24 protein-coding genes and 1 tRNA gene are annotated in these 26,607 nt (G+C 56.8%); 17 read left to right on the plus strand and 8 right to left on the minus strand.

The window, feature by feature from the left end:
* Nucleotides 1-145 precede the first annotated feature (145 nt).
* From G3M56_RS07180 to G3M56_RS07195, 4 genes are all read left to right on the plus strand, one after another.
* Nucleotides 146-1,399 (plus strand): PA14 domain-containing protein, encoded by a 1,254-nt coding sequence (locus tag G3M56_RS07180; RefSeq protein ID WP_164361554.1) that lies wholly within the window; start codon nucleotides 146-148, stop codon nucleotides 1,397-1,399.
* A gap of 167 nt (nucleotides 1,400-1,566) precedes the next feature.
* Entirely contained in the window at nucleotides 1,567-2,787 is a 1,221-nt protein-coding gene (locus tag G3M56_RS07185) for a PA14 domain-containing protein (protein WP_164361556.1), read from the plus strand.
* Nucleotides 2,788-2,844: 57 nt separating this feature from the next.
* Complete coding sequence (locus G3M56_RS07190; protein ID WP_164361558.1) at nucleotides 2,845-3,795, plus strand: S1 family peptidase; 951 nt, start codon at nucleotides 2,845-2,847, stop codon at nucleotides 3,793-3,795.
* A 106-nt stretch (nucleotides 3,796-3,901) separates the two neighbouring features.
* Nucleotides 3,902-4,717, plus strand: a complete 816-nt coding sequence (locus tag G3M56_RS07195) for a tRNA threonylcarbamoyladenosine dehydratase (protein ID WP_164361560.1) — start codon at nucleotides 3,902-3,904, stop codon at nucleotides 4,715-4,717.
* Nucleotides 4,718-4,764: 47 nt separating this feature from the next.
* Here the strand turns inward: G3M56_RS07195 and G3M56_RS07200 are convergent, their stop codons facing one another.
* The gene (locus G3M56_RS07200; protein WP_235203299.1) at nucleotides 4,765-4,914 is read right to left on the minus strand and encodes a hypothetical protein; all 150 of its coding nucleotides are present in this window, start codon (nucleotides 4,912-4,914) and stop codon (nucleotides 4,765-4,767) included.
* 22 nt (nucleotides 4,915-4,936) lie between these two features.
* Here G3M56_RS07200 and G3M56_RS07205 point away from each other — a divergent pair, with 22 nt between their 5' ends.
* The 5 genes from G3M56_RS07205 to G3M56_RS07225 all read left to right on the plus strand — a co-directional run bounded on the left by G3M56_RS07205 (nucleotide 4,937) and on the right by G3M56_RS07225 (nucleotide 8,682).
* Entirely contained in the window at nucleotides 4,937-6,463 is a 1,527-nt protein-coding gene (locus tag G3M56_RS07205; RefSeq protein WP_235203301.1) for an HD family phosphohydrolase, read from the plus strand.
* Between the two features lie 9 nt (nucleotides 6,464-6,472).
* A complete protein-coding gene (gene ybeY / locus G3M56_RS07210) occupies nucleotides 6,473-6,955 on the plus strand; it encodes an rRNA maturation RNase YbeY (RefSeq protein ID WP_164361564.1) in 483 nt (160 codons plus the stop codon).
* Between the two features lie 5 nt (nucleotides 6,956-6,960).
* Nucleotides 6,961-7,689 (plus strand): hypothetical protein, encoded by a 729-nt coding sequence (locus G3M56_RS07215; RefSeq protein WP_164361566.1) that lies wholly within the window; start codon nucleotides 6,961-6,963, stop codon nucleotides 7,687-7,689.
* 156 nt (nucleotides 7,690-7,845) lie between these two features.
* Complete coding sequence (gene clpS, locus G3M56_RS07220) at nucleotides 7,846-8,094, plus strand: ATP-dependent Clp protease adapter ClpS (protein WP_164362022.1); 249 nt, start codon at nucleotides 7,846-7,848, stop codon at nucleotides 8,092-8,094.
* Between the two features lie 24 nt (nucleotides 8,095-8,118).
* Nucleotides 8,119-8,682, plus strand: a complete 564-nt coding sequence (locus G3M56_RS07225; protein WP_164361568.1) for a DUF2017 family protein — start codon at nucleotides 8,119-8,121, stop codon at nucleotides 8,680-8,682.
* Between the two features lie 10 nt (nucleotides 8,683-8,692).
* Here G3M56_RS07225 and G3M56_RS07230 read toward each other — a convergent pair whose 3' ends face one another.
* The 4 genes from G3M56_RS07230 to G3M56_RS07245 all read right to left on the minus strand — a co-directional run bounded on the left by G3M56_RS07230 (nucleotide 8,693) and on the right by G3M56_RS07245 (nucleotide 11,342).
* Nucleotides 8,693-9,322, minus strand: coding sequence for a PrsW family glutamic-type intramembrane protease (locus G3M56_RS07230; protein WP_164361570.1), 630 nt, complete (start codon nucleotides 9,320-9,322; stop codon nucleotides 8,693-8,695).
* A gap of 67 nt (nucleotides 9,323-9,389) precedes the next feature.
* Nucleotides 9,390-9,794: a hypothetical protein gene (locus G3M56_RS07235; protein ID WP_164361572.1), complete on the minus strand. Its 405-nt coding sequence runs from the start codon at nucleotides 9,792-9,794 to the stop codon at nucleotides 9,390-9,392.
* 20 nt (nucleotides 9,795-9,814) lie between these two features.
* Nucleotides 9,815-10,426, minus strand: a complete 612-nt coding sequence (locus G3M56_RS07240) for a hypothetical protein (protein ID WP_164361574.1) — start codon at nucleotides 10,424-10,426, stop codon at nucleotides 9,815-9,817.
* A gap of 19 nt (nucleotides 10,427-10,445) precedes the next feature.
* The gene (locus G3M56_RS07245) at nucleotides 10,446-11,342 is read right to left on the minus strand and encodes a hypothetical protein (protein WP_164361576.1); all 897 of its coding nucleotides are present in this window, start codon (nucleotides 11,340-11,342) and stop codon (nucleotides 10,446-10,448) included.
* A 184-nt stretch (nucleotides 11,343-11,526) separates the two neighbouring features.
* Here G3M56_RS07245 and G3M56_RS07250 point away from each other — a divergent pair, with 184 nt between their 5' ends.
* The 7 genes from G3M56_RS07250 (at nucleotide 11,527) to G3M56_RS07280 (ending at nucleotide 19,635) form a co-directional block, all read left to right on the plus strand.
* Nucleotides 11,527-13,566: an ATP-dependent helicase gene (locus tag G3M56_RS07250; RefSeq protein WP_164361578.1), complete on the plus strand. Its 2,040-nt coding sequence runs from the start codon at nucleotides 11,527-11,529 to the stop codon at nucleotides 13,564-13,566.
* Between the two features lie 147 nt (nucleotides 13,567-13,713).
* Nucleotides 13,714-13,785 (plus strand) — tRNA-Arg (locus tag G3M56_RS07255).
* A 433-nt stretch (nucleotides 13,786-14,218) separates the two neighbouring features.
* Nucleotides 14,219-15,706 carry a hypothetical protein gene (locus G3M56_RS07260; RefSeq protein ID WP_164361580.1) on the plus strand — a complete coding sequence of 496 codons (1,488 nt, stop codon included), beginning with the start codon at nucleotides 14,219-14,221 and terminating at the stop codon, nucleotides 15,704-15,706.
* A gap of 575 nt (nucleotides 15,707-16,281) precedes the next feature.
* Nucleotides 16,282-16,476, plus strand: a complete 195-nt coding sequence (locus G3M56_RS07265; protein WP_164361582.1) for a helix-turn-helix domain-containing protein — start codon at nucleotides 16,282-16,284, stop codon at nucleotides 16,474-16,476.
* Nucleotides 16,477-16,604: 128 nt separating this feature from the next.
* A complete protein-coding gene (locus tag G3M56_RS07270; protein ID WP_164361584.1) occupies nucleotides 16,605-16,862 on the plus strand; it encodes a hypothetical protein in 258 nt (85 codons plus the stop codon).
* A 112-nt stretch (nucleotides 16,863-16,974) separates the two neighbouring features.
* Nucleotides 16,975-18,117: a CHC2 zinc finger domain-containing protein gene (locus tag G3M56_RS07275; protein ID WP_164361586.1), complete on the plus strand. Its 1,143-nt coding sequence runs from the start codon at nucleotides 16,975-16,977 to the stop codon at nucleotides 18,115-18,117.
* A gap of 15 nt (nucleotides 18,118-18,132) precedes the next feature.
* A complete protein-coding gene (locus tag G3M56_RS07280) occupies nucleotides 18,133-19,635 on the plus strand; it encodes a primase-helicase family protein (protein WP_235203305.1) in 1,503 nt (500 codons plus the stop codon).
* Nucleotides 19,636-19,930: 295 nt separating this feature from the next.
* On the opposite strand, the gene G3M56_RS07285 is transcribed toward G3M56_RS07280, so the two are convergent.
* Nucleotides 19,931-21,004, minus strand: a complete 1,074-nt coding sequence (locus G3M56_RS07285; protein WP_164361590.1) for a hypothetical protein — start codon at nucleotides 21,002-21,004, stop codon at nucleotides 19,931-19,933.
* A gap of 145 nt (nucleotides 21,005-21,149) precedes the next feature.
* Here G3M56_RS07285 and G3M56_RS07290 point away from each other — a divergent pair, with 145 nt between their 5' ends.
* Nucleotides 21,150-22,562: a hypothetical protein gene (locus tag G3M56_RS07290; RefSeq protein WP_164361592.1), complete on the plus strand. Its 1,413-nt coding sequence runs from the start codon at nucleotides 21,150-21,152 to the stop codon at nucleotides 22,560-22,562.
* 139 nt (nucleotides 22,563-22,701) lie between these two features.
* On the opposite strand, the gene G3M56_RS07295 is transcribed toward G3M56_RS07290, so the two are convergent.
* Nucleotides 22,702-23,058 (minus strand): hypothetical protein, encoded by a 357-nt coding sequence (locus tag G3M56_RS07295; protein WP_164361594.1) that lies wholly within the window; start codon nucleotides 23,056-23,058, stop codon nucleotides 22,702-22,704.
* Between the two features lie 222 nt (nucleotides 23,059-23,280).
* Entirely contained in the window at nucleotides 23,281-26,397 is a 3,117-nt protein-coding gene (locus G3M56_RS07300; RefSeq protein WP_164361596.1) for a type I restriction endonuclease subunit R, read from the minus strand.
* Between the last annotated feature and the right edge of the window lie 210 nt (nucleotides 26,398-26,607).

Here is a 26,607-nt window from a genome sequence, read left to right on the forward strand (position 1 = left end):
ATGCAGTTTTCTCTCTGAAAACCTGCTAGTCTGGATATCCGACCATTTGCCTTGAGTTGACTACTTGAACTTTCGCCAAGCGCGGGGCAATGTGACGCCCAGTCTGAGTTTTTGAAAATTCCCCACCCCAACCCAAACCCTATCCATGGAGAATCAAGACCCCAACGTCGATCCAAACGTAGCGGCAGAGGCATCTGTTGCGGCGCCACTGCCTGAAATTCCACGCATGACCGCTGAGGAGGCTGAAGCAAAGCACCAGCAAATTCTGCGTCGGGAGCGGCTTTCGTCGGTGATGATTGCCGTGTTGGTCCACGTGCTGATTGTGATTGGTCTGGCTGTTTGGAAGCTGGCGGTGGATGAGCCTGCGGAAGTGAAGATCCAGGCGCGTGTCGCCAACCAGCGTACGACCGACGCTCCGACCCAGCAGGTGACCTCCGACAGCATGAAGCGCAAGCCTTCGCCGCCGTCCCAGAGTGCGAAGTTGATTACGGCTAATGTCGATAGTGCTGCCGTGTTCGTTCCTGAAGTGCAGGTCGAGACCGAGCTTTTCAATATGGGAACCGGCGACACCATCGGCCTGGGACTGGGTACCTTCGGTGTGGGTGACGGCGACGGTGGCGGTGGAGGCGGTGACTTCGGTCGCGCCAGCCGTGGAGCCAGCTCGTTGGAAGGAAATCTTTACGACTTCAAGCAGGACGAGAAGGGCAAAGCTGTCCGCTATGACATCCGCAACCGTGACCACTTCGTGAAAAGGGTGAAACGTCTTCACAGTTCGCGTTTCTCCGAGTCGTCGTTCGGTCGCTTTTTCAAGGCGCCGAAGCAGCTCTTCCTGACCACCCTGGCGGTGCCGTTCTCCGATGCATCGGCTGGTCCGCGCTACTTTGGTGCGGCAGACAAGATCAAGCCGTCCGGATGGGTGGCTCACTACAGCGGCAAGATTGCCGCACCTGAAGACGGTACCTACCGTTTCGTCGGTAACGGCGACGACTACCTTGCCGTGTTCCTGCGCAAGCAGCCTCGTCTGATCGCATCGTGGACAGATATTCAAGGCGAGCTGGATCGCGGGTTCCGCGCCACTGATCCAACCGGTAAGCACAAGGGGCCGTTCAACATTCCGTTGATTTACGGTGAGTGGTTCCGCATGCGTGCAGGTGAAGAGATTCCTATCGACATCTGCCTCGGTGAGCGTCCGGGTGGTAAAGTGGGCTTTGTTCTGATGATCGAGAAGAAGGGCGTGGAGTATGGTAAAGGCGCCGATGGTCGTCCAATCCTGCCGTTGTTCACCACCACCGATTTCTCGGCGAAAGAAAAAGAGCGCATCAAGAGTGGCTTCGGTGCGTTCCAGTTCGACTGGAAGAATGTGCCGGTCTTCACCGCAACCGAAGACGACGGCTTCTAAGCCGAATTGCTGACACATTCTAAAGAAGCTTCCCCAGCCCGTCCGGATCTCATTTCCGGGCGGGCTGATTTTTTTTCCAAGGATTGGATGTGGGGCGGTTCATACGATGTGACCGCACGCTGGTTCGTGCGGGAAACCCTAGAAACTAACTGCGTATGAACCCTTCTTTGGAAACTAAACTGGTGGCCGGCGGTGGCGGAAGTCTCACTGGCTCGAACATTGGTGATCAGGCCGAACTGGAGCGGCAGCTGATCCTCCGTCGCGAGCGCGTCTCAGCGATGATGATCGCGCTGCTCGTTCATGCGCTGATAGTGATTGGGTTGGGTTTATGGACACTCACTGTAGATCCTGAGCCGGAGGTGACGATCCATGTGCGCCCGAAGCCTGCGGATTCTCCGCCCAAGCCGGAAAAGCCGGCGATTACGGACAGGCCGAACGTGAGGCCGCCATCTGCGAGCCCTCCGAGGATCAACGTATTAGTGGCCAAGGTGACGGACGCCGCGATGTATGTGCCCGAAGTGACCAACAATGTGTTCCTCCCGGATATGGGGACCAGCACAACACTGGGGTTGGGGAGCGGGCTTGACGGAGTCATTGGTGAAGTCGGGAACAATCCGCTGGGGAGTGAGCAGGTAACGAGTTCCGCGCTGGTCGGGCGGCTTTATGACTTCAAGCAGAATGCGAGTGGGCGCGCCGAGCGTTATGACGTTTCCAACCGCGAGGATTTTGTGAAGCGAGTGAAGCGCTTGCAGCGGTCGTGTTTTTCGGAGTCGTCGTTGAAGCGTTATTTCCAAGCGCCTAAGGAGTTGTATCTTTCGGTCTTGGCGGTGCCTTTTTCGCCGGCGGAGGACGGTCCGGGGTATTTTGGTGCGGCGGATACGATCAAGCCGTCTGGGTGGCTGGCTCACTACAGTGGCAAGGTGATGGCTCCTGAGGATGGTGCTTACCGTTTTGTGGGTATTGGGGATGACTACCTTGCCGTCTATCTGAGCAACCGCGCGGCTTTGGTCGCGTCGTGGCCTGATATTCAAGGTGCGCTGGCCGGGCGGTTTGAGCCGACCGGGCCGGAGTCCGGGCACATGAGCCCGATGAACGTTCCGTTGGTGTACGGCGAGTGGGTGCAGTTGCGCGCTGGTGAAGCGGTGCCGATCGACATTGCCATTGCTGAACGCCCAGGGGGCAAGGTGGGGTTCCTGCTGATGGTGGAAAAGCGGGGGGAATCCTATCGTAAAACTGCCAGCGGGCGTCCGGTGTTGCCGTTGTTCACGATCGGGCAACTGCAGGCGGGGGAGCGCGAGCGGATTACGCAGGGGTTTCCTGGCTTTGAATTCGAGTGGGAGAACGTGCCGGTGTTTTCTGCCAGCGAGGACGATGGCTTTTCGTTTTAGCGACAAGAAAGTTAGATGATGCTGGAGCCGGGGTGCGTTTTGTAGTGCTTTAAAAGCATGAAAAGTTTGATTCATCGAACCCTGATGGGGATGGCGGCCGGAGCATCTCTGGCGTCGTTCGTAGTTCCGGCGTCGGCGGCTGAGCCGGTGACAGAAGATATTTACACTGAAGAGTTGCCGGCTCAGGTGTTCTTCGATGAAGGCGAGAACGCAAAGTTCACCGAGCGCTTCGGCAAGCTGGTGGATGAAGGGAAGGCCTTTACCACAACCGCTTTGCTCAAAGATGTGGGCAAGGCGGGTTCGGAGAAGGTGCCTGCCTCGCAGCTGGCTCAGGTGGATGCGGATTCCAAGGATCTTGCGCTTCCGGATCTCTACGACCAGTCGGTGGATTCTGTGTTGATGATCGCCAGCCTCTACAATTGCGGCCGCTGTGACAACTGGCACGTCGGGGCGATCGCTACCGCTTGGGCTGCCAATGAAGACGGGATTGTGGTGACCAATTATCACGTGCTGGAAGGAAAGGGCGAAGAGCACTTTCTCGGTGTGATGACCCGGAGTGGCAAGGTGTACCCAGTGGTGGAAGTGCTCGCCGGCGACAAGGCCGCAGATGTAGCATTCATCAAAGTCGATACCTCTGGTGAAAAATTGCAGCCATTGGCTCTCGGTGCTTCGGCTCGAGTCGGTGAAGATGTGACGGTCATCAGCAACCCACAGCGCCGCAAGTGGGTGATGACCCACGGAATCGTTTCGCGCTACTTCTTGAACAAAATTTCACCTCAAGCTGGTTTCGTGACCCGGATGTCGATCACTGCGGAGTACGCGGTGGGCAGCAGTGGTGGTCCGTTGTTGAACAACAAAGGCGAAGTGATTGGCATGGTGTGCAGCACACAGCCTGTGTTTGCGCGCAATGACAACCAGCCGAAGGACACACCGGGTACGGTGCAGATGGTCTATAAGGACAGTGTGCCGGTGGTGGCCATCCGGGCGTTGGTGGATGAGACCAAGTAATCTTCCCGGCTCAGACTCTCTGAAGTTCCATTTTTGCAGGGCGCATTCGGCGGGCAATCCGCTGGATGCGCCCTTGCGAATTTTTAGGAGCGGGTATCGTAGGGCGATGAGCAGCGAATCTTCTGAATCCGGCGAACTGAACCGTCAGGACCCCGCGGTGCGCTATGGCGGAACCGCCAGACTTTATGGACGTGCCGGCTTCGAGCGGGTGCGGGCCGCACGTGTTTGCGTGATTGGGGTCGGGGGGGTTGGGTCCTGGGTGGCGGAGTCCTTGTTGCGCTCCGGCGTGGGGACCATCGGTTTGGTGGACTTGGACGATGTTTGTATGACCAACACAAACCGTCAGGTGCATGCGCTCGAGCGAACCGTGGGGCAGCCGAAAGTGGAGGCCATGCGCGATCGGTTGCTGGCAATCGATAGTGCGGCGCGGGTGGAGACCTATGGGCGGTTCTTCACGGCCGCTTCATCGGATGAGCTGCTCGGGCACGATTGGGACTTTGTCGTGGACGCGATCGACAGTGTACGGGCGAAGTGCCAGCTGATAGCAGATTGTGTTGGCCGGCGGATCCCGATGGTGGTGTGTGGCGGGGCTGGCGGGAAGTCGGATCCGACCGCGCTGCGCACGGGAGATGTGGCGACGGCTACCCACGATCCGTTACTTAAGAAAGTGCGGCGTGTGTTGCGCACCGAGCATGGGTTTAGCAAGGCAGAGCGCGAGGCGTTCGGCGTGCCTGCGGTGTATTCGGTACAGAACCCGGTCTTCCCTTGGGCGGACGGATCCGTTTGCGAAACTCCGGAGCCCAATCAGTCGCTGCGGTTGGATTGTGCCAGCGGCTTTGGGACCGCATGCCATGTGACGGGCGCTTTCGGATTTGCTGCCGCTGCGGTGGCGATGCGTACATTGGCTGAGAGCGCACGCTGATTGCAACGCATCTGATAACTCTATGGTTGACCCAATCTGGCAGAAGTTCAGAGTGTGGAGGAAATTGCCATCAACCCACGATCTTCCAATTTGAGTGCTTCTTCTCCATCCGCACCTGGAGGCGCCGACGCGTCGACAAAGGTAGCCGCCGCCTCACCGTCCGGATCCTCATCGGGGAACCGGGTCAGTGTTCGCACCGGCGCGTGGATCGCCGAACGCTTGGATAACAGCCAAGGCGTTCGTTGGTCTATTCTGATCGTTTCTATTCTGGCGCTGTTTTTGTTGGTGGACTCGCCGGTTGAGGGAAGCCGCTTTTTCCACGAGCGCTACAAGGGGTTGCTCGTCGGTGGCTTGATACTGGGGGCTGCGTTCTTCCATTTGTTGCTTGGTCATCGGGACCGTGTGTTTGGTCGCAACTGTCGACTGTTGTTGGTGTTTGGGATGATGTTCGGCCAATTGGCGCTGATGAAAGTGCTGCAGCATTGGTTGATCTCGTACTTGGAGATTCCGGCGGCGCAGGTCGGGTTGTTTTTGCCGATGGCGATCGCACCGTTGGTGTTGTCGGTGATGTTGGGCCAGCGTGCGGGGATCTTTGCGACGATTTACGGCAGTTTGCTCGGGGCGTTGGTGATGAATGCCAGCGAGCCGTATCTGTACATCATTCTGATGATGGTGACCGGGTTGACGGCGGTGGCGTTGGTTGGCCGCGTGCGCAAGCGGGGGCGGTTGATTCAGGCGGGTTTGTGCATCGGTGTGGTGCACTTGATCTTGGCGTGGGCATTTGGTCTGGCATCACCAATCCAGTGGTTGCCGGATGGTGCGGGGGTTGACTGGGTGGGGGGACTGACGCAGGCGCTGACGATCCTGGGGGTGGAGCTTTTTGTGGCCACATTGATTTCGGGCATGCTGCCCGTGTTGGAATCGTTTTTCGGCATCACCACGGAGATCTCGTGGATTGAGCTGGCGGACTTGAACAACCCGCTTCTCAAGCGACTGACGATCGAGGCCCCAGGAACCTACCACCACAGCCTTCTGGTGGGAACGTTGGCGGAGAATGCCGCCGAACGGATTGGTGCCAATGCGACGATGGCCCGGGTTTGTTCCTATTTCCACGACATCGGGAAGCTTACATCGCCTGATTACTTCATTGAGAACCAGGGGGAAGGGATCAACCCTCACGACGATCTCACTCCGCACATGAGTGCCAAGATGATTCTCTCCCACGTTCCGGACGGGGTGGCTCTGGCCGTGCGGCACCGCCTGAACCCGCGCATCATGGATGTGATTCGCGAACACCACGGAACATCGCTGGTTTATATCTTCTACAAGCGGGCAATGCAGATGCGCGAGACGCAGCTCAAGGAGGTCGAAGATGGGATGCGCGCCGAAGAGGATGTGGTGAGCGTGGATGAAGCGGATTTCCGCTATAAGGGGCCACTTCCCGTGACCAAAGAGAGTGTGATTATCAGCTTGGCGGATGCAGCGGAGAGCGCACGTCGTAGTCTGAGCAGCAATGACGTGAAGGAGATCAGTGAATTGGTCGACCGCTTGGTTGAGGAGCGGATCAAGGATGGGCAACTCGATGAGGCGGATATTACAATGGAAGAGCTCTCAACCATTAAGAAGTCGTTCGTCAGTGACTTGAAGAATATGAGCCACTCACGCCCGTCCTATCGCGGTGAAGGGACGAAGGAAGGTGCAGCGGTGGCGACTCCGGATGGCGACAAGAAGCCTGATGTGGTGTAATAGGGAAGCATGTCAGCTTCACTAGAGATTTGTGTTTCCAACCAGCACCCGGCATTGCCTTTCGATGAGGCTTGGCTGGAGTCGCTGATGGGGGATGCGCTGGAGGCGTGTTTGGCGCAGCCTGGGAGTCATCCTGAGCGGATGGTTTTGCCGGTGCTCGATGAATTGGATGTGGCGCTGGTGGATGATGAGACCATCGCTGATGTTCATGTGCGCTTCATGGATATTCCGGGGGAGACCGACGTCATCACCTTCGATCATGGGGAAATTGTCATCAGCCTCGATACAGCGCAGCGCTATGCCAAGGAGTTTGGCAATGGCTTCGTTGAGGAAGTGGCCCGCTATGCCGTGCACGGGTTGCTCCATTTGAATGGGCATGAAGATGCCGAGGAGGGCGAGCGTGCTGCGATGCATCGTGAGCAGGAGCGGATTCTCGCTGAGTCGCTTGCGCGCGTGGCTCCATATCCTGCATCATCAGGAGACGAGGGGTAGGGACAATGGACGATAAGCTCAGAATCAGCAGCGAGGATGAGGACGACCGCGCGATCCACGATTTGGTGCGTGTCTTGCGGATGTGCCGTCCGACCGAGCCGACGGGAAGTGTGTTGTCCTTCGCTCCCGATTATGTGCGCACGCACGAGTTTCCGGCATCGATGCCGCTGAGCCGCCGGATCGAGGTGATGAGGCGCTTGCACAGCGAAGCGTGGTGGAAGTGGGTGAAGTCTGAGGACGCGGTTCACGGGCGCAGGCAGTTTTTGCGCGACTTTGAGTTGGCCAGTGCGTTGCGTTTGCGTGAGTTGGAGGCGGAGACGCAGGGGGCAGCGCCTGTGAGTGACTCTGCCCGTCGTCTGGTGTGCAAGCTTGCCGAGCGGTTGGCTGGCGCGCTCCATCCGCGGCCGATCGTGCGCTTTGCCGAGAGGGTGCTCGAGCATCCAGAGCGCTATTCGCACATCACGTTGTTGGCGGTCTTTTACAGTGCCTTCAATTTCCGCACGGACATCGCATTGGGTGTGTGGCATTTCGCCGAATGGAAGTCCGGGATGCGGCCGTTCTTCGCCTCTTTGCGCGAGGATGGCATTGATTTCCCCGAGGGGGTGAGTGTCGATGACGTCGAGCAATTTATCGCGGATAACCCTGGCGGGTTCCTTCATGTGGTTCGTAATTGGTCGGGGGGCACCGAGATCGATCGAGAAGCGCTCGCGCTCACTCTGGACAGCGACATTTGAGTCGCTGGATCCGCTTGATGGGCGGGAGTTGTTTGATTAGAACGAAGATTTGATACTGATTTCTTTATGTCATTGCAGATGCAGACCAAGTCATGCGCGGTGAGCGCGATTCAGCTTTCCTCCGGCGACACGGAAACCGTGATCGTCGAGAAGCCGATGGTGAGCACGGCCCGTCCGTGGGCGGTGGTGATCTACGATGACCCGGTGAATTTCATGGACTACGTCACGATGTGCATTCAGCGGATCTTTGGTTATTCGCGGGAGCGGGCCAAAAAGCACATGCTTGAGGTGCATGAGCAAGGGCGCAGCCAGGTTTGGTCGGGAAATAAAGAGAAGGCTGAGTTGTACGTGCATCAACTGCATGCCGCACAACTACAGGCGTCTCTGGAGCGTGCGGGCGAGTGAGAACCTCAATCAGGGAATATTGCTATGATGGGAATCTATTTGGACGATGAGCGCGGCGGATTGGTGTTGGCCGATCTGGACGAGGGTTCGCTGCCAATCCTCGAGGCACTGCCGAAGTTCGCGCGTGGGGAAGGTTCGGAGTTGTTTCTCAACCCATCGGTTGTGCGGGGGAACGAGGCGGTGACCGAAGAGGGCAAGGAAATGAACGAGGACTGGGCGGAGTTTGTGGCTCCGGACCTGCAGACTTTGTTCGACGAGCAGCTGCAACGTGTGGAGGCGGACATGGAGGCGGCCGAGCCTTCTGTAGGGGTGCCGGGAGCGGTCGATGTTGTGATTGCCCCCAGTCATTTGGAGGCCTGGTTTGGCGCTCTCAACCAGGCGCGTCTCGCGATGAATGAAGAGTTCGACTGCGAGGCGATCGAGGAGCCCGAAGCGCACGATCCGAACGTGGTCGAGAAGCTCACGGATGAGCAGCATTTCGCCATGCATCACTTCATGTTTTACCGGTTTCTACAGGAAATGGTGATGCAGGCGATGAGGGTGTCCGGTTTGATGGAAATTGACGACCAGTCGGGTGACGACGAGTGACGGCTGCTTCTCAGTTCACCGACCACCAGTTGTATGCGCCGTGGACGACGATGGCTAGAGTGAGCATGGTCAGCGCCCGCCAAAGCTGGGCTGGTTGACGGGACTTGATGTGGTGATCCCACACGCGAAGCATGCCCATGGATGCGATGATGGAACATCCAATGTGCACGATAACGCAGACAGTCCATCGGTAAGATGCGAGCTCCGCTAGATCGGCAGGTGAGTAGTGCGCTGCGTAGATCTCGAGGTAGAGGAAGTTTTCGACGGTGGCGAAGGCGAGGGCGCTGAGGATGGCGGCGATGGGAAATTGCCAGCCGCCGGTGATGAGCCATGGGCGGAGTTTGATCAACAACATCATGCCCGCGAGTTTGAGGATTTCCTCGATAGTCGGAACGAGAGCGACCAACCAGACGATGGCCGATTTCTCCGATGGGCGGAAATCGACAAAGGATACCAGCAGGGCGACCGGTGCGGTGACCAGCGCCGCGATCAAGGTGACCAACAGCGCCTGGGCCAGGGAGGTTTGACTGCGCCGCCTTTCGATGAGCTCCCGGAATCTGCCAGCGGGGGAGTCACCTTGGTCTACGCGCTTTGTCTCGGCGAGGTCTGGCGGGTTGTCCGCTGGGCTGGTGGGGCACATGCCGGTGGGAGCGCTGCGGACTTGGGGATTGGTCTGATTGAGCCTGATCGATCTGGCCCAACGCGAGTTACTGGCCGGGGGCGGCGGGGCGGATGCGGCTGTCCGGGTCGTTTTGGATCAGCGGACGGAAGGAGTCGCTGTGGGTGTCGACACGGAAGCGCAGTGAGGCCAGGTCTCGGTTCATCGCAGCGAGCTGAGATGTGAGTTGACTGACCTGGGTCTTCAGGGACGTGAGTTGTTTGCTGTTGCTGCCGTCTGGAGTGCCCGAATCCTGGCTCCATCCGTTGGAGGCTCGGTTGCCGAGCCGTTCTTCCAATTCGGTTTCCTGAGCCGCTAACAGCGTGGCAGTGGTCTCGGTGGAAACGAAGCCAAACTGGCCAGCATCGGATTCTCGGATAACCCAAACTGTGACACCAGCTCCGAGAGCGAAGCCTGTGATTACAGCTAGAAGAACAATAACAGCAGCGCGCATGTGGGAAAAATGGGGATGGGTTAGCGGTTGGTCGCCGGGCGCGGTGTGGATAAGATGACCTGCTCGATCTCGCGCAATGCGGCGTCGAGGTTCTTTTGATGTTGCTCTGCCTCCTCGGCGTAGCTCTTGAGTACCGAGCTGACGGTCGAGCTTTGTTCGGGTGTGCGTGGGTCGAACCCGGGATCGGCGAACTTCAGCGCGCCGTCAGCTTCCGATGCAGGGACGATAATGAATGTAGGGAAGCGGAGCGTGACAATGCGGCCGTTGTCGAGTTGAACTTTGCGGGTGATGGGCGGAAGGGTTTCTGATGGGCGGATTTCCCAGCCTGGAGGGAGAGGGGTTTTAGGGCGCGGCGCGTACGGGAGGTAGACTTTGCCGGGGGTTTTCGATTGGTTATTGGTGGCGACGGGGCGGCCGACGACGACGTCCTCGCCGTGATCGGCGCTGGAGGTAGCGACTTTTGGGATTAGTGCGGCTTTCCAAGACTCATCGGCAGCGGGCTCATCGCTGTTCTCCTCGGCGGGCGCGCTTTCGGTGACTGGTTGCGGAGTCGGGCTGGCCTCGGCTTGAGCCAGTGCGGGGAGCGTGGCAAATGTGGAGCCGAGAAGCAGGCAGGCAAGGGGGCGGATCATGATCTGAAATGGGCTTGGGTTAGAAGGTGACGATGACCTCGTTGGCTGCGGGCTGGCTGGTCGGCGCGGCTTGGCGTGGGCGCTTTACCGGAGTGGCTGGTCGCACGGTTGGTGCGGGATTGGCCTCGACCTGTGTCGGGCGCTTCACGGGTTTCGGGAGATCCAGCGGGGCGCTGTTGGATGGGGTTGCAAGGCGGGTGTCCGGCAACTTGCCATCGGTGATTTTGTGGAGCGTCGGGCTGTCCGGGCGCAGGACCTCGTAGGGTGAGGATTGCACAAGGAGTTGGTTCCACTGGCGGAGCAGGCTCTCGGACTCGCGCTCGAGGGCTCCCATGTCTTTTTGGAGTTGTTTGAGACGGGCGAAGATGTATTCGGCGTGTTTGCGGTGCTCCGGGGCGATGCGCAACATGCGCGACTGGTATTTGGCGGGCAGTTCGGCGGAGATCTCTTGCAGTTTGCCATTGCCGAGGTCGGCGACCATCACGTATTGCACGAGTTGGTTGGTGTTCTCGAAGAAGTCCTCGCGGGCGACGGTCGGGGCGTTGGGGTCTACCAACTCAGCGGTTGGGTTTGCCAGAGAGCCTGCCGTTGTTCGCTTTGTGCTGGTGGATGGCAGGGCGCTGCCTGTCGGAAGCCACGCGGGCTCGGCGGCGGCGGGAGAGACGCTTTCATCGACGGCTTGCTCGCCGGTGATCGCGGACCGCAGCGATTCGAGGGAATCCGTCGGAACGGGGGAGGACGTGATGTAGAGGTAGGCAAACAACGCGGAGGTCAGCGTTGTGCAAACCAACAGCGGAAAATAGCTCTGCTGCAACAAGGTGGTCTGAGGCTTCGCTTTGCGGGCGCTGCGTTTCGGGGTGGCCGGGCTTTCGGAGCTGGCCGCCTTCTTTTCTTGTTCTTTTGGAACCTTGAGCATGCGGAGGAGGATTTGAGCTGGGACTTCGAGGGATGATTCCTAGAGGGAATGTGGCCGGATTGAAAGTCAAAGATGAGAGGATTGCGAGCCGAATTCTCGAGATGGAAGTTGCCCGTTTCCTAGGAATCTGTATAGGGAGGAGCCTCAGATTTCGAGACGATAAGCAGCGTTCATTTTCCAACCTATGGCCGATAAAGGATTCTCACTTTCCCAGCTCAATGCCCCCCAACGCGAGGCGGTGGTCACTCTCAAGGGCCCCGTTCTGATTCTCGCCGGAGCCGGTACCGGCAAAACCCGGACCATCACCGCGCGCATTGCGCACATGATGGATCAGGGGATTGACCCGAAGACCGTGCTGGCGGTGACCTTCACCAACAAAGCGGCGGTTGAGATGCGCGAGCGGATCGACGGCATGATTCCAGGCGGCAAGGCGAAGGACATGACGGTGTGTACGTTCCACTCGCTGTGCGTGCGGATTCTGCGCCAGTCGATCGAGCGTCTCGGCTACAAGCCGAAATTTGCGATCTACACCCAGGGCGAGCAGACCGGGTTGATCCGTCGATTGATCAACAAGTATGCCGGTAAGGATGAGAACCTCGACCCGAATGCTGCCATCTCGATGATCAGTGCGGCCAAGAACAAAGGGCAGGCGGTATCGGATCAAAATGACTCGCTGATTGCCGAGGTCTACCGTGCCTACGAGGAGGAGAAGCGCCTGCTCAATGCGGTGGATTTCGATGACTTGTTGGTGCTCGCCGAACGCGTGCTGCGCGAGAACCCGGACGTGCGTGATTACTGGCGCAGTTGTTACCACTACATCACCGTCGATGAGTTCCAGGACACCAACAAGCTGCAGATGCAGGTCGTGCAGCACATCGTGGGCAAGGAAGCCAATATCTGCGTGGTGGGTGACGATGACCAGAGTATCTATGGCTGGCGTGGTGCGGAGATTTCCAATATTCTCGATTTCGAGCAGTTCTTCCCGAACCCGAAAGTGATTCTGCTTGAGGAGAACTATCGCTCGACGACCCCGATTCTGCACACGGCGAACAGCTCGATTAAGTTCAATACGAGCCGCCGGGAGAAGAAGCTGTGGAGTAGCAACGTGAGCGAGGAGAAGATCCGGCTCATCGCCATGCCCGGTGATGTGGAGGAGTCCGAATTCATTGCCGATGAGATTTTCGAAATCGTGCAGGTTGAAAAGCGACCGTTCGAGGACTTTGCGGTGATTTTCCGTACCAACGCCCAGTCGCGTGTGATTGAAGAAGCGATGCGTGAGCGCAAGATCCCGTACCGTGTGGTGGGGGGGCAGAGTTTCTTCGATCGTCGTGAGATCAAGGACTACCTGGCCTATCTCTCGGTGATGTTGCATCCGGAAGACGACATCAATCTGTTGCGGATCATCAACACGCCGGCGCGCGGTATCAGCAAGACAACCATCGACCTGGCGATCGGCGATAGCCGCGAACGCAAAGTGACGGTGTGGGAGATTTTGCAAGACCCTGAGTTCGTGGGGCAACTCGGAACCCGTGCCCAGAACTCAATCGCAGCGTTTGTCGAGCTGATGCAGCGTTATGGCAACGAAGCAGACCGCCCGTCGGCAAACTATGGCGAGATCGCCGAGCGCTTCTTGAAGGAGATCGACTTTGACGACTTCCTCGAGCGGCAGTGCAAGACGGTCGAGGAGGCGGACAAGCGCAAGGAAGGGATTCACTCGTTGACCCAGGACTTGTACCGCCACCACGGCGACCCTAAGAAGCGTGAGCGTGGGTTGCGCGGTTTCCTCGATGATATGGCGCTCAGTAGTGACCGCGATGACGATGAGGATATCTCCAAACAAAAAGGTGTGTGCTTGATTACGATGCACGCCGCCAAAGGCTTGGAGTTCCCGGACGTCTATCTGATTGGTCTGGAGCAGGGGATTCTGCCTCACAAGCGCTCGCTGGTGGAGGACACTGTGCCTGAGGAGCGACGTTTGTTCTATGTTGGTGTGACTCGCGCTATGACGCGGCTGACGATGTCGTATTGTGCGACCCGTAAGAAGTGGAATGAGCTCATCACCTGCGAGCCGAGTATCTTCCTGACCGAGGTCGACAAGACCTATATCGAGGAGTTGTCACTGGATGATATTCAGGGCGAGCCGTTGGACGATGAAGAGTCCGAAGATGCCTTCGCCAACATGATGGAGATGTTGGAAGGGATTGAAGGCGTGGAGCTTGATTGAACGAGGTCGCTTGGCCGAAATGGGGCGGTGGTGCCGTGACGGGCTACCGCGCCCCCTCGGTCTGAAGCCGCTTTTCCCGCGCTGATGTAATTTTCATATTGCGCCAAGCGCCGAGGTGTGATCGATTACGCCTCCACTGTCCAAGACGCACCCGTAGTTCAATGGATAGAACGACGGTTTCCGGAGCCGTAGATGTGAGTTCGATTCTCGCCGGGTGTATTTGGTGTAAGGTGTTGATTTTAAGCGATTTGAGTGGTGGTGGTGAGCCTCTTTTGATGTGGGGCTGGAAGCGGATTTGATACCAGTTTCGGCTCGTTTCGGCCTGTTTCCGTTCGTTTTTTGGTATCAGATTGGTATCAGTTTGCGAGGGCGAGCGAGCAATACGCGACGGTGGGGCAGTTGGGATTACGTGAGTTCCCCCGAACTTGGTCGAACCGGATGGTAGAATTTACCGATTTTTTTGGCAGGGCTGCATCTTGGACCTTCCGAGCGAAGATGCTGCACGCAAACCCATCGACACATGGCCTGTGGGTACTGCCTATCACGAGCCCCATTCAATGCCCCTAGTTTTGGTGGAGAAAAAAAACAGCTTCTTTGCGTAAGAGTAGATTCTGCGATGACGTTTGGTCGACACCTTTAGCAGTTAGAAATCATGTCAGATAAATCCCGATCGCACGACGGTAAGAGCTTGCCAACCCAGTTTGAGCTGTCCCAGCTAGCAGCGTTAGTGGCAGACAAATCGATATTTACTCAGGCTGATTTTAGGGGGGATTTTAACGCAGTCGAAGCAGTGAGGCGCGCAATGAACGTCTGGCGGGCTGCTGGCGAGGAACTCCATCGTCAGCATGAGCCTCAACCTGTAAGGAGCAAGCCATCCCACCGGGATCTCACTGATCAAGAGAAGAATGTCGCAAAGGAATTTGCGGTGAATGGTGAATCTCGCTCGTTCCATGGTTGGTCGGGTGGTGGCTTGGCTGAGAATGACCCGCAATTGAGGGTGAGTTTCGCTGACTTTCGCAAAGAAGCGACTGGGCTAAAGAATGCGACACAGCAGTTGAAGTCCGTTTGTCAATGGTGGTGGGACCAGAATATTGGAGGTGAAACTGGCGATGATTTATTCGATCCGAATAATCTCGAGTTTTGCATCAATCGGGAAGATAAAGGTTACCTGTCGGCCCTAAAGACAAAGATTCGTCGATTAGAATCGAAGCTGAAAGGGAGCACTGAGCTGGACAAGGGAGCGGAGCTGGACAAGGGAGCGGAGCTGGATAAGGGAGCTGAGCTGGATAAGGGAGCTGAGCTGGATAAGGAGGCTGAGCTGGATAAGGGGGCTGAGCTGGACAAGGGGGCTGAGCTGGACAAGGGGGCTGAGCTGGATAAGGGAGCTGAGCTGGATAAGGGAGCTGAGCTGGATAAGGAGGCTGAGCTGGATAAGGGGGCTGAGCTGGACAAGGGGGCTGAGCTGGACAAGGGGGCTGAGCTGGATAAGGGGGCTGAGCTGGATAAGGGAGCTGAGCTGGGTAAGGGAGCTGAGCTGGATAAGGGAGCTGAGCTGGACAAGGGGGCTGAGCTGGACAAGGGGGCTGAGCTGGATAAGGGGGCTGAGCTGGATAAGGGAGCTGAGCTGGACAAGGGGGCTGAGCTGGATAAGGGAGCTGAGCTGGATAGGGGGGCTGAGCTGGACAAGGGGGCTGAGCTGGACAAGGGGGCTGAGCTGGATAAGGGGGCTGAGCTGGATAAGGGGGCTGAGCTGGATAAGGGGGCTGAGCTGGATAAGGGGGCTGAGCTGGATAAGGGGGCTGAGCTGGATAAGGGGGCTGACCAGGACAATGGTGCTGCGACTATCACAAAGCTTGAGAGGATCTGGCTTGAATTTCAATTGGCTGAAGCACAGAGGGAGCTATTATCCTACGAGCCGACTGAGAAGGGAACCATTGAGGAGGCCGATGCGAGGCTGGTGAAAGCTCGGGCAGCTCATTCACAAGCTGAATGGGCGCGTCTTTGGAGTGATGAAGAGGAACAGCAGATGCTCAAGAATGCGTGCCAAAATTGGTGGGGCGAAGGCGGAAAAACAGCGGCTGAGGCTACCAAGTATTTGTGTCGGTACCGGTTGTGGAAGTCGCTCGGCGGGCAATTGTAGGGATTGATCAAGTGGGCGGGCAATGCCTCGTCTCTTCTGGGGGACGCTACAGGATGATGTGTTGTCATCTGCTGGCGTTGAGTCGTGTCGACAGCTGAATAGGTCAGTCGTAGTCCCTCATATCGATGGCGTGATAGATCGCCTGAAGAGGTGGAGGCTCAGCATGATGGAACGCTCGGCTATGAATGATCTAGCCTAACTGGTTGGATTGTGGGTGATCTCTGACCCGGCTCAGGTCAGAGTGAGCTTCCCCCGATTTAGTCCTGATCGCTGGTGAGCGAGGCTACTCGTTGGTCGCGGCGGCGGAAACGTGAGGCTGATTAGTGTTGATCGAATTTTTTCTCAAAAAAAAATGATTTTATCGGACTGGGGGACGTGGTGGTGATTGTTCCGGCAGATGCCTCGTTCGTTTCAATGTAGCTCCAGTTCGTGAGGCGTACCTTTCAATCCGAGGCTGGAGTTGCGCTTAATCTTTCAATTTCCGGGTTGAAGCTTACAGCCTGTGTCTTTTGTATCTGCTTGGTGCAGAGTGGGTTGGGTTGACTGTCTGGTGTGTTTCGGTGATGGGTAGATCCATGAAGCAACTACCACAGATCACGAAACATGACGAATCGCTCATCACGACCCGCGAACTTGCCCGAAGGCTAAAGGTCACTGAGCGGACCATTGAGAACTGGCGCAGGGATGGGCGGATCCCTGCGCTGAAGATTGGTCGTGCCGTGCGGTTCCTGTGGAGTGATGTGATCGACGCTCTCAAGTCACCCGAATAACCCCGACATAAACGGAGGAAGGTGTCTGAGCTCTGGTCATCGGGGTGACTACGCGGGGTGGAATTTCGCCCAACGCGTCGAGAAACGGTGACATCTGGCCCAGCCCCCTCACAACCAAACCCATAGATATGACTAGCCATACTACAGAGTCCACACTGATGGATCAAAGCCATAGAGGGATGCTTGAGGCGCTCTGCGCCGCAGGTATCGAAGTGCTGAATTACGGAAGCCTGATCCTGATTGACTGCCCGAATCCCGACCATGTGGAGGGATACCCGTGTTGCGCGTACTTGAGTGGAACATCTCAATTCCACTGCGGTATCTGCGGCTGGAGCGGACAGCTCTCTGACGTGCTCGAACAAGTCAATGTAGACCAGAAGAAATAGAAACCCACGGTCGAATGGCTCGAGTCGTGGGCATCTACGTTAACGAATTTTGCAGGTCCGTTAACGATGATGATAAGCGACTTGAGTCATTCGGTCAAACGAATGCAACAAGATGAAGATTTCAGATGCGGCGGATCGTCGCAAGGAAACAATCAAGAGTAGGGTCCGCGATGTGCTCGATGCACTCAGGATTGAAACCCACGACCGTGGGGCATATGTGATGTTCCGGTGCCCCTGCCTCGAGCACGATGACAACACCCCTAGTGCGGTCTTGTACCGGAATGCGCAGTACGTCGAGTGCTTCGGCTGTGGGTGGAGGGGAGATGCCTTGGACGTCATTGCCTTGAAGCGGGGGTTGGATGTTCAAGTCGAGTTCCCGGAAGTCCTTGATGAGGGGGCGCAGCTCCTGGACTTGCCAAGTTCACCTCGTGATTCAGGGGCGATTAGCTCCAAAGATCGGGAGACGAAGCGTAAAGAGCGCAGAGCTAAGAAGGAGCATCGCCAGAGGGCGATCGAGCGCGCCAAGCAGGAAGTCGACCGCATCATTGAAGCCTCCGGCGATAGCAATCTTTCGTATGACGAAATGGCGAAGGCTCTGGTCGATGCGTCTCCGATTCCGGTTCCTGATTCGGAAGCATCAGAATCAGCAGCTCATCTGATGGTTCGGACTCTCTTCGCCGGTAAACGGATTTGGCTTGGGCGTTTTTCTTCTGATGGAATTCCCAAAGGGAGGATTGTCGACGTGACGGAAGACTCTTTGGTGTGTGAGCTCCAGGCAGCAAAAGCCAAAGGAAACGACCTGCGTCTGACTCCGAGCACTTACCTGTGTATGCAAGATCACCGTCGTGGAGAGAATGTGCATGAGCAGTGCTATGCGGTGCTGGAAATGGACGAGCTTCGGGGGCGTAAGCCTGAATCGGCCGATGAGATTGAGGAGCTGAAGTGTCGTTGCTTGATCTTGATCAAGTGGTTGACCGAGCACGGAGTGATCAGGCCGGTCGCCGTAGTGGATACTGGCAATAAGTCACTTCATGTGTGGATCGAGGCTCCCTCTGAGGATCGTGCGCAGGACGTGCTCGATCAAGTTGATGCGATGGGCTTCGACTTGAGGTCTTACAAAAACAAGGTCGGACCGTTCCGCTTGCCGGGCTGTGTTCATAGCGAGACCAAGCGTGAGGCTCGGTTGCTATGGCTAGCCCCCCCTTCGGGAGGCACGGAGGCAGTTGAGACAGGTAGCACTTGTGAGAACCAGTAACAGGGAGGTAGAAGTATGCTGAATATTACATGTTTTCCAGATGCTCCAAGCGCAGAGAACCCGTTGCTGAGAATTCTGCGCGCACCGATGCCTGCGTCCGCCGAGCTCCCGGAAAGGGGCTCTGGATCCGGTTCGCCCGATCTGACAGAGGAGGAGCTTGAGGCGATCCGCCGGGCATCCTATGACAAAGCGAATACCTATTACAATGGAGAGACCCAGCAGTTCTATGTTCGGGTCTCCGGCGATAGGTATCAAGTGCGCTCGGAGAGGGAGCTCAGGCGCTTTATGGAGGCCTCGGGAGTTGTCGGTAAGGAGGCTCAAAATAGCGATCTGGTGGATATCCAGCTGACGCATCGAGTTGAATATGCTCACCCATTGAGCGGGCATGATGCCGGAGTGGTGGACCTAGGGAATACCAAATTGCTGATCACTAATTCGCCGCCTCGGATCGTGCCTCAAGCGGGTGATTGGCCGACCATACATGGCTTTTTGCGCGCTCTCTTCGGTGCGGAGGATCAGGTTCAGGTCTTCAAGCAATGGCTGAAGCTTGGCTATGAGCTCATCCACTGTGGTGGTGGGCAGAAGCAGAGCCAGCTGTTGTGTTTGATTGGTGCCGCCGGCTGTGGGAAGTCCCAGTTGTCCCGACACATTATCGGGCCTGTTCTTGGCCGATCAGGCTCCGGAGTAGAGTTGTATTCCAACACCGATTTCAATGCTTCTGTGTTCGCCCTTGAGCTCCTCGAGTTGGACGACGTTCCAATCGGCCGGGGATTGGGAGGTCGCGATAGGTTCATGGCCCAGACCAAAGAGGCTTTGGTTGCCAACAGTCTTTTTTGCAACCCCAAGGGGGTGAATGGTTACCAGGTTTCCCCAAAGTGGCGGCTGGTCATGATGATGAATGATGACCCTGAGCTGCTTGAGGAATTCCCGCTCAATGTTTCTGGGTGGGATGACAAGGTGATCATGCATCGCTGCCAGGACGCCAGCCAGCTTCTCGGATCGTCAACTGATGAGATGGCGAGGTTTGATGAAGCGGTGAGGAGGGAGTTGCCAGCCTTCATTCATCATCTCGTTAACTGGGAGTGTGACCCATGCTATCGGAGTTCTCCGGGTGAAGGTACTCGCTTTGGGGTCGATTCCTATAAGCATCCCGCATTGGTGCGCGAAGTCTTCGAGAACAGCAAAGAGGCGCAGATGGAGCAGCTTCTGATCATCGCTCACAGAAACCGAGTGGTGAGAGATGCGCTGAAATCAGACGGGCAGGCAGATCCGACAGCAAGCTACTGGTGGAATCATTCCGACTTTCGCTCATGCATGGACCACTCTGACCGGGAAAGAGCCGATAGGCTGGTGCCAGATCCTCAACGGTTTGGCACGATGATGGCGAGGCTGAGTCGTTCATCCGAGTTGCAGGGGCGACTTGAGAGACGTCATGGCAACCGGCGGAACGAGTGGGAGTTTACCCCGAATCTAGTGCAGGGAGTCTTACCTGAGACGGACCCATCTACCGGAAGTTAGTGGAGGCGTGGAAGCAGAGTGGAGGCTTGGGAGATTGAGCTTCCACTCTGCAATTCATTTATGTTGAGGCGTTTGTCGTGAATGGTGGAGGTGTGGATCCTGAATCAAAGAGTTGGGTGAGTTTGCCTGGGTACAAGAGGAACTCTTAAAAGTGTGTATGAATCCCATATCTAGCGTCCACGCTTCCACTAATTGCTTTTGCCCCACAACTTTTCAGGGATGCAGCGTGGAAGCTGGCTGAATCGAAAGCCTCCACCGTTGGCAAAAAGTCTCCACTTTAAGGGCGGGCGATGACTCAGACCATCTTGTTGAGGAACGGAAATTCCCCGAAGTAATCGGCTTTACCCAGGATCCTGCGATCGATCGGGTGTGATTGCATCAATGAGTCGAATCGCTGAGGGTAGAGCAGTCGGTAGTTCTGCAGCCAGAGAGGTGCAGGCATCCCTTGCTCCTCATAGTCAACGCAGCCTTGTATGTCTGCCTGTGACGGTCGATTGAACCAATCCAGCAGTTCGCGTGATGAGGGGATCTCCCCGGGATGTGTCCAGATCTTGTTGGCCCACATCAGCTTTTCGAGCGGGGTTTCCTCGAATTTGGTGGCAAAGTCGCTATTGAGGACGAAGAGCCTGCAAAACGATTCGATTGCCCGATACTGAGCGTCTTTCACCATCCGACTGCAAGCCGCGCCTCTTAGAGCCTCCTTGAGCGCGAGGAACTCAGGAGCATCGGTTGCTGCGGCACGGGTCTGCGCCAGCAATCGGGGGAGCAGTGAGAGCAAATAGACATCTTGGTCGTCCAATAGCGGAGTGGAGGGGGGATTCTCACTGAGCGCATCATCAGTGTGAGTCCGCTGGAATGCGTCGTATGAGTCCCTGGTGTAGGGCTCCAGATGAAGAGCGGATGGAAATACTCTGATCTGTCCTGACCCTCGGATTCCCCGGGTCTCCTGAATCAAGCGGCAGCAATCCTCTGCGAGTTCGTCAATCGACCGGTATTCGCCTCCTTGCACATGCAGCGCCAGACCTCGTCCGAGGAACTCGCTCCTGCGGTGGAACAATTTCCAATCCGCTCCAAACGCGTTGCGGGGGATGAAGTCATGGTCAGGCTTCAAGGGCACCAATTGGTCTACAGGCGTCGTGTTTTTGCCCGGGTAGTAGTGCCCAGGAGCAATCCACGCTCCAAATTGTTGCTGGATTCTGGTTGAGAGCTGCTTTGAGACCGGCAGCTCGTAGCGTTCTACACGCCCTACTTGGGAAAAGTTGATGCCCTTGAGCTGCTTGGCAAACTCCCTTAATGAGCCCTCGCGTAGCGGGCCTCCAGCCAGGAGGGATCTAAGAGCCTTTACTGGGTGCTGTCTGAGTTGGGGCATGTCGAACTTAAGCTTGTCGGTGTGAGTTGTGTGACATGAAGGAGGCGAAGTGCACAGAAGAATCTTGCTTGTTTTGGTTCTGGAAGGCAGACTGTGGTGGTTAGTGTTACTTGCGCCGCTAGTTGCACGGAAATGTATCTCAACCATGAAAGACCAAACTTCGAACCAGCCTCCGGTAGAGGATCTGAATTTCCCCGATTCTTTTGCAACCAACAAGATCCTTGAGAAAATCTCACAACAATATGGGTGCAAGGCTCTTGGTGGCGGGGATGTTAAGCAAGGGTTGAATATGTTATCCGCCCTCAGTGCCGCGGCCACCCAGATCTTGCCTCGTGATGTGGAGCCCACGAGGGGGGCTAGCTTGATCGCTGGAGGCTTTAGTATCGTGTCAGGGGATGAGGTCTTCAATGCCAGAGTCCGATCCGAGTTGATCACCCCACTTAGGGAGTCACAGAACTGGGCCATCTCGAAAGCGGACTTCGTTACCAGGTCCTTGCAGATGGGGCTTGCGCCAAAGATGGATCTGAATCCTGCTCAAATTCTTTGTCGAGGAGGGACTTCTGATGAGGTCCAAGCTAAATTGGAACAATGGATGTCGCCAAGGGTGCTGGTAACCGGCAGCTCACCGGGGGGCATGGCAAAGCTTCTTTCCCAAGCTCACAACGGCCGAGCTCTGGTGGTAGCTACGATCGACAGCCGATCTCAAGCTGACTCTCTTGGAAGCCTGGTTGGGGACTTGCTAACTGACGGCTATACAACTTCCCTGGTGAGTGGTGATCCTGGCATTTCTGTTACGGGAGAGGTCTTGGCGATGACCAACAATGATACCGCCCGTGAAATTGCGTCTCTTGCAGGGCAGGGGAGCTGGGTTCACCGCTGTGTGTGGTTGGATGCGTCTAAAGCTGAATTTGATTTGGAGGCCGAGGATCGGAGTGCACGCGGTTATCGCCCGCTTCTGGAACGCCTGTACAAGATGAGGGTCGGCGTTGACGCTTCGAGGATTGGTATGTACAGGGTGCCGGCACGGTACGTTGAACAATGGAATCAGTTTGCTGCGGAATGGGCGGGAGGAGATAGTTCGCAGATTGGACTCGCTCACAAAATCTTTCCGAGTCTTGGTGTCGGTTTGCACCTCGTGTGGACATCCCCGCAAAGAATTCCAGAGGAGATTTGGCTCTGGGCATTTCACTTGGGCAAGTACCTGCTTCTTCAGTCGCGCGACGTCCGGGTTGGATTGCGCCATGGCGCGGAACTGGCACTTGTTGAGAACGCTGCACTCCGCATCCTGCCTAAGATGGATGATACCCCAATGACGGTGCGGGAGATCTCGCGCAGATGTAGTTCAATGCGGGCGGAGCTGTGTAGGACTGCTCTAAAATGTCTGACCGCAGCGGGATACCTCGAGGAGCTCGAGAATAAATGGCGAATTGATCCCAATTTCAGCGCTGAGGCTGATCTCAAAAGTGTTGAATGTGCAAAAAACGCGGTTTTTCTCCCGACCTTAAAGGGGGGTAGGTTCAATAGGGAATTCCTTGCCCAACTCGAAATGACACGGTGACAAACGTGACTGCGGATGACAGAGGAGTGATGCGTATGTGACTTGATCTGGACATGTCAAAAGCCGGACCTATTCGGACATTGAGGGCGTGCTTCAAGCAATGAGGCATGGGGCGGGTGGCTCTGTGGCGGACAAGGTGTCAGCTCGCCTTGATTCGGAGTGATTTGCTCTCGCTGCCGATAGCTCGGATGGCAAAGACCATCATTAGAATCAGTGATGGCGACCAAAACATCCACCATGGCCATTGGGAGATACCGGGTGCCCAGTCGGCGAGCAGGTAACGAGTGGCCAGAAGCCAAACCTGTGCGGCGGACAGAAGTGCGGTGAGGTTGCTTGGACGCTTAATGAGGTGCTCGCCGTCAAGGGGAGGTCGAGCGCTGAGGATGCATAGAAGTGCTGTCAGGCCGATGGTGAGTGGTGCGAGGGCGACCCACCATGATATCCCGGAGATGCCGGCTAGTCTGACGGCGAGAAGTGTCACCTGTAGTACTGCCAATAGAAAAAGTAGGAGTCCCTGTTTTTTGGACGGAGGGCGAGGGCTTACTGGAGGTCGTTGGTACATCAAATTGTGGGCCGAGAACGATCAGGCTTTGTCTCTAAAGCGTAGCAGGACTTCGGGAAATTGTGCTGATTTTCCTTGTGGCCTCGCTAGGTTATTTAAAGGTCAGATTGTGATCCGCTCCTATTCCTGATCTGGCGAGTGATTACCCCCACATCCCTACTCCCCGTCCCCATCGCCTCGGAGTTTCTCCCACAGGTTGGCGTGGTTGAGTAGGACGCGCAGGATGCCGTGTAAGGTGTCCTTTGAGTTGAGGGCTTTGGTGCTCATTGTGCTATGGGCGTCCAGAGCCTCGATAATGGCGTCCTGCAGTGCTGGCATGAGGTCCGGGGAGCTGGCGAACTGCTCTTTGCTGTTGCTTTGGGCCTGGGTGCGGAGCTTGTCGGATTCGAGCAGCTTGCCGAGGATGACGTTGTTGACATAGATCAGCTGGTCATCGTCCGTGGTCTCCGTGCCGAAGAGCTCATTGAGCTGCTCGATGATGGCACTCATTTGTACCTTCTGCTTCTCCTGGATGGATCCGCTGCCCGATTCGGTGATCGGCTTGAGGTACTCTCCTTTGCCCTCACCAAGAGTGGTGTCGGAGTTCTTCTGCTTGTTGAGCTTGTGGTGGGTCAGCTTCACCTTGGACAGGTCAATGCCATCGCGCTCGCGGCCGAAGTCCAGCAGGCGTACCAGATGCTTGTAGAAAATGGCGCGCTTCTCGATGTCGGTGTTGCCGTAGTCGAAGATCTGCGAGAGGAAGGTGTAGAGGCGCAGGAAGGCACCGAGGTCGGCCTTGAAGAGGGTCAGGCAATCCATCTCTTCCTTGGCTGCTTTGGCTCCAGAATCATCGCCCTTTTCCTTGGCCTGCGTGTAGGCGGCTGTGGCGGCTTTGAATCGCTTGAGCAGGCGGTCTGCGACAGGCTCAATCGCTTTGAAAAGCATGGCCTGCGTCGCGTCGTAGCGCAGCTCGATGTTGACCACGCGATCGACTTCGTTGTCATCGTAGAAGCCTGCACCGTCGAGCTTGGCGCGGAGGTTGTAGACCAAGTTTGGATCCGTGGTGGTTTCCAGCTCGGCTGTCTCGTAATAGACCTGGAACGACTTGAGGATGTCCTCGGCTTCGTTGGCAAAGTCGACCACATAGGTGGTGTCTTTGCCCGGGTGGCAGCGGTTCAGTCGCGACAAGGTCTGGACGGCCTGGATCCCGGAAAGGCGTTTGTCCACATACATCGCGCAGAGCAGCGGTTGGTCGAAGCCGGTCTGGAATTTGTTTGCCACCAGAAGGATGTGGAATGCCTCGTCCTTGAAGGCTTCGCGGATGTCACGTCCGTGCAGACCGGAATTGAGCGTCTCCGAGGTTTCGGTGAACTCATCCGGGCCGGATTCAGGGTCGCTGACTTTGCCGGAGAAGGCGACAAGGGTGCCATAGCCGTAGCCCTTCTCCTTGATGTATTGGTTGATCGCCAGCGACCAGCGCACCGCCTCCTTGCGGCTGCCCACCACGACCATGGCCTTGGCCTTGCCATCGAGCAGCTTGGTGACGTTCTGGCGGTAGTGCTCGACGATGATTTCCACCTTTTGGGAGATGTTGTACGGGTGCAGGCGGACCCAGCCCATGATGCCCTTCATGGCGGTGGACTTCTCCACCTGGGTGTCATCGTAGTCCTTGCCTTGGTGGGAGAGTTTGAATGCCAGCTTGTAGTTGGTGTAGTTCTTCAGCACGTCGAGGATGAATCCCTCCTCAATGGCCTGACGCATCGAGTAGACGTGGAATGGCCGCGGCACGTTGTCCTCCGCAGGCTTGCGGCTCGGATCCGGGCGGGTGCCAAAGATCTCCAGAGTTTTGCCCTTAGGGGTGGCGGTAAAGGCGACAAAGGTCACTCCTTGGTCATCGGCGCGGGCAGTCATTTGTGCGGCAAGAATGTCCTCCGCGCTGATTTCGCCCCCGTCGTTGATTTCCTCCAGCTCTTCCGGGCTGAGCACCGCCTTGAGCTTGGCTGCGGCCTCACCGGTTTGCGAACTATGGGCTTCGTCCGCGATCACTGCGAAGCGCTTGCCTTCCGTAGCAGCCAGCTCACGCACCTTTTCCAAGGCGAACGGGAAGGTCTGGATCGTACAAACCACGATCTTCTTGTCCCCTGAGAGAGCCTCGGCCAATGCGGCACTCTTGCTCCCGGTCTTGCCGTCAATGCGGGCGACCACGCCGGTCTTGCGCTGGAAGTTGAATAAAGCGTCCTGCAGCTGGGAATCGATCACATTGCGGTCGGAGACCACGATCACACTGTCGAACACCTTCTCATCCTTGGCATCGTGCAGCTCGGAGAAAAAGTGCGCCGTCCATGCGATCGAGTTCGTCTTACCCGATCCTGCCGAGTGCTGGACCAGGTACTTGGTGCCGGGGCCGTCCGCTACCACCGCCTGTTGCAGTTTGCGGGTGGCATCGAGCTGATGATAACGAGGGAAGATGACCTTGTTGATCTTACCTTTCTTGTCCTTCTCGCTGATGAGGTAACGACCAAGAATCTCCAGCCATCCCTCGCGTTGCCACACCTGTTCCCAGAGGTAACTGGTGGAGTGTCCGTTCGGGTTGAGCGGATTCCCAGCGCCTCCGTTGTTCCCCAGGTTGAAGGGGAGGAAGAAGGTGTTACCTCCCACTAACTTGGTGGTCATGTGGACCTCGCGGTTACTCACGGCAAAGTGAACCAAGGCTCCCGATGGGAACGAGAGCAGAGGCTCCGGGTTCTGCCCCTTGGGTTTGGGGTTCCGGTCGTAGCGGTATTGGTCGATGGCATCGCCCACGCATTGAGTGAAGTCCGTCTTTAGTTCAGCTGTGGCAATGGGCAGCCCATTGAGGAAGAGCACGAGATCGATCGAGTTCTCGTTGTAGAGCGAGTAATGAACTTGGCGCACCACGCGCAAACGGTTCGCCTCATAGCGGCTTTGGATCTCCGGGTTGAGCGCGAAGGCCGGTTTGAACTGAGCGAGGCGCAGCGCCTGTCTGAGCCCGAGCAGTTCCACTCCATTGCGCAGAACATCCAGCGAACCGCGTTGGTTGAGTTGGTCGCGCACACGGGTGAGCAGCGTGGTTTCCGCCTGGCTGCCGTGGTTCTTCACCAGCGCCTCCCATGCCTTCGGCTGCGACTCCTTCACCCACGCCACGAGGTCGGCCGGGAAAAGCGCCCGCTCCCGGTCATAGTGCTGGGCATCGCCCTTGGCGTAGAGCCAGCCGTGCTTGGAAAGGTGGGCGCAGATCTCGTCTTCGAAGCTGATTTCCTTGTGGATGTCGTGCATGGGAGAGGGTGGGGAGGTGCCAAATGAGCGGTTACTTTGTAGCAACCGATGGGGATTGGATTAGTGGGATGGGGGCGGGAAATGTGATCTTGGCGGTCATTTTTTGAATGATGCCGTGGTTTTCATTCAGGTATCCCGCCGGTGTCGCGGTTCGCGCCTTGCGTCACTCGAAAAAGCTTTCCGCCATTTGTCGGGTTTGGCTGTTCGATT

The sequence above is a fragment of the Sulfuriroseicoccus oceanibius genome (assembly GCF_010681825.2).
In the GTDB taxonomy this organism is placed as follows: domain Bacteria; phylum Verrucomicrobiota; class Verrucomicrobiia; order Verrucomicrobiales; family SLCJ01; genus Sulfuriroseicoccus; species Sulfuriroseicoccus oceanibius.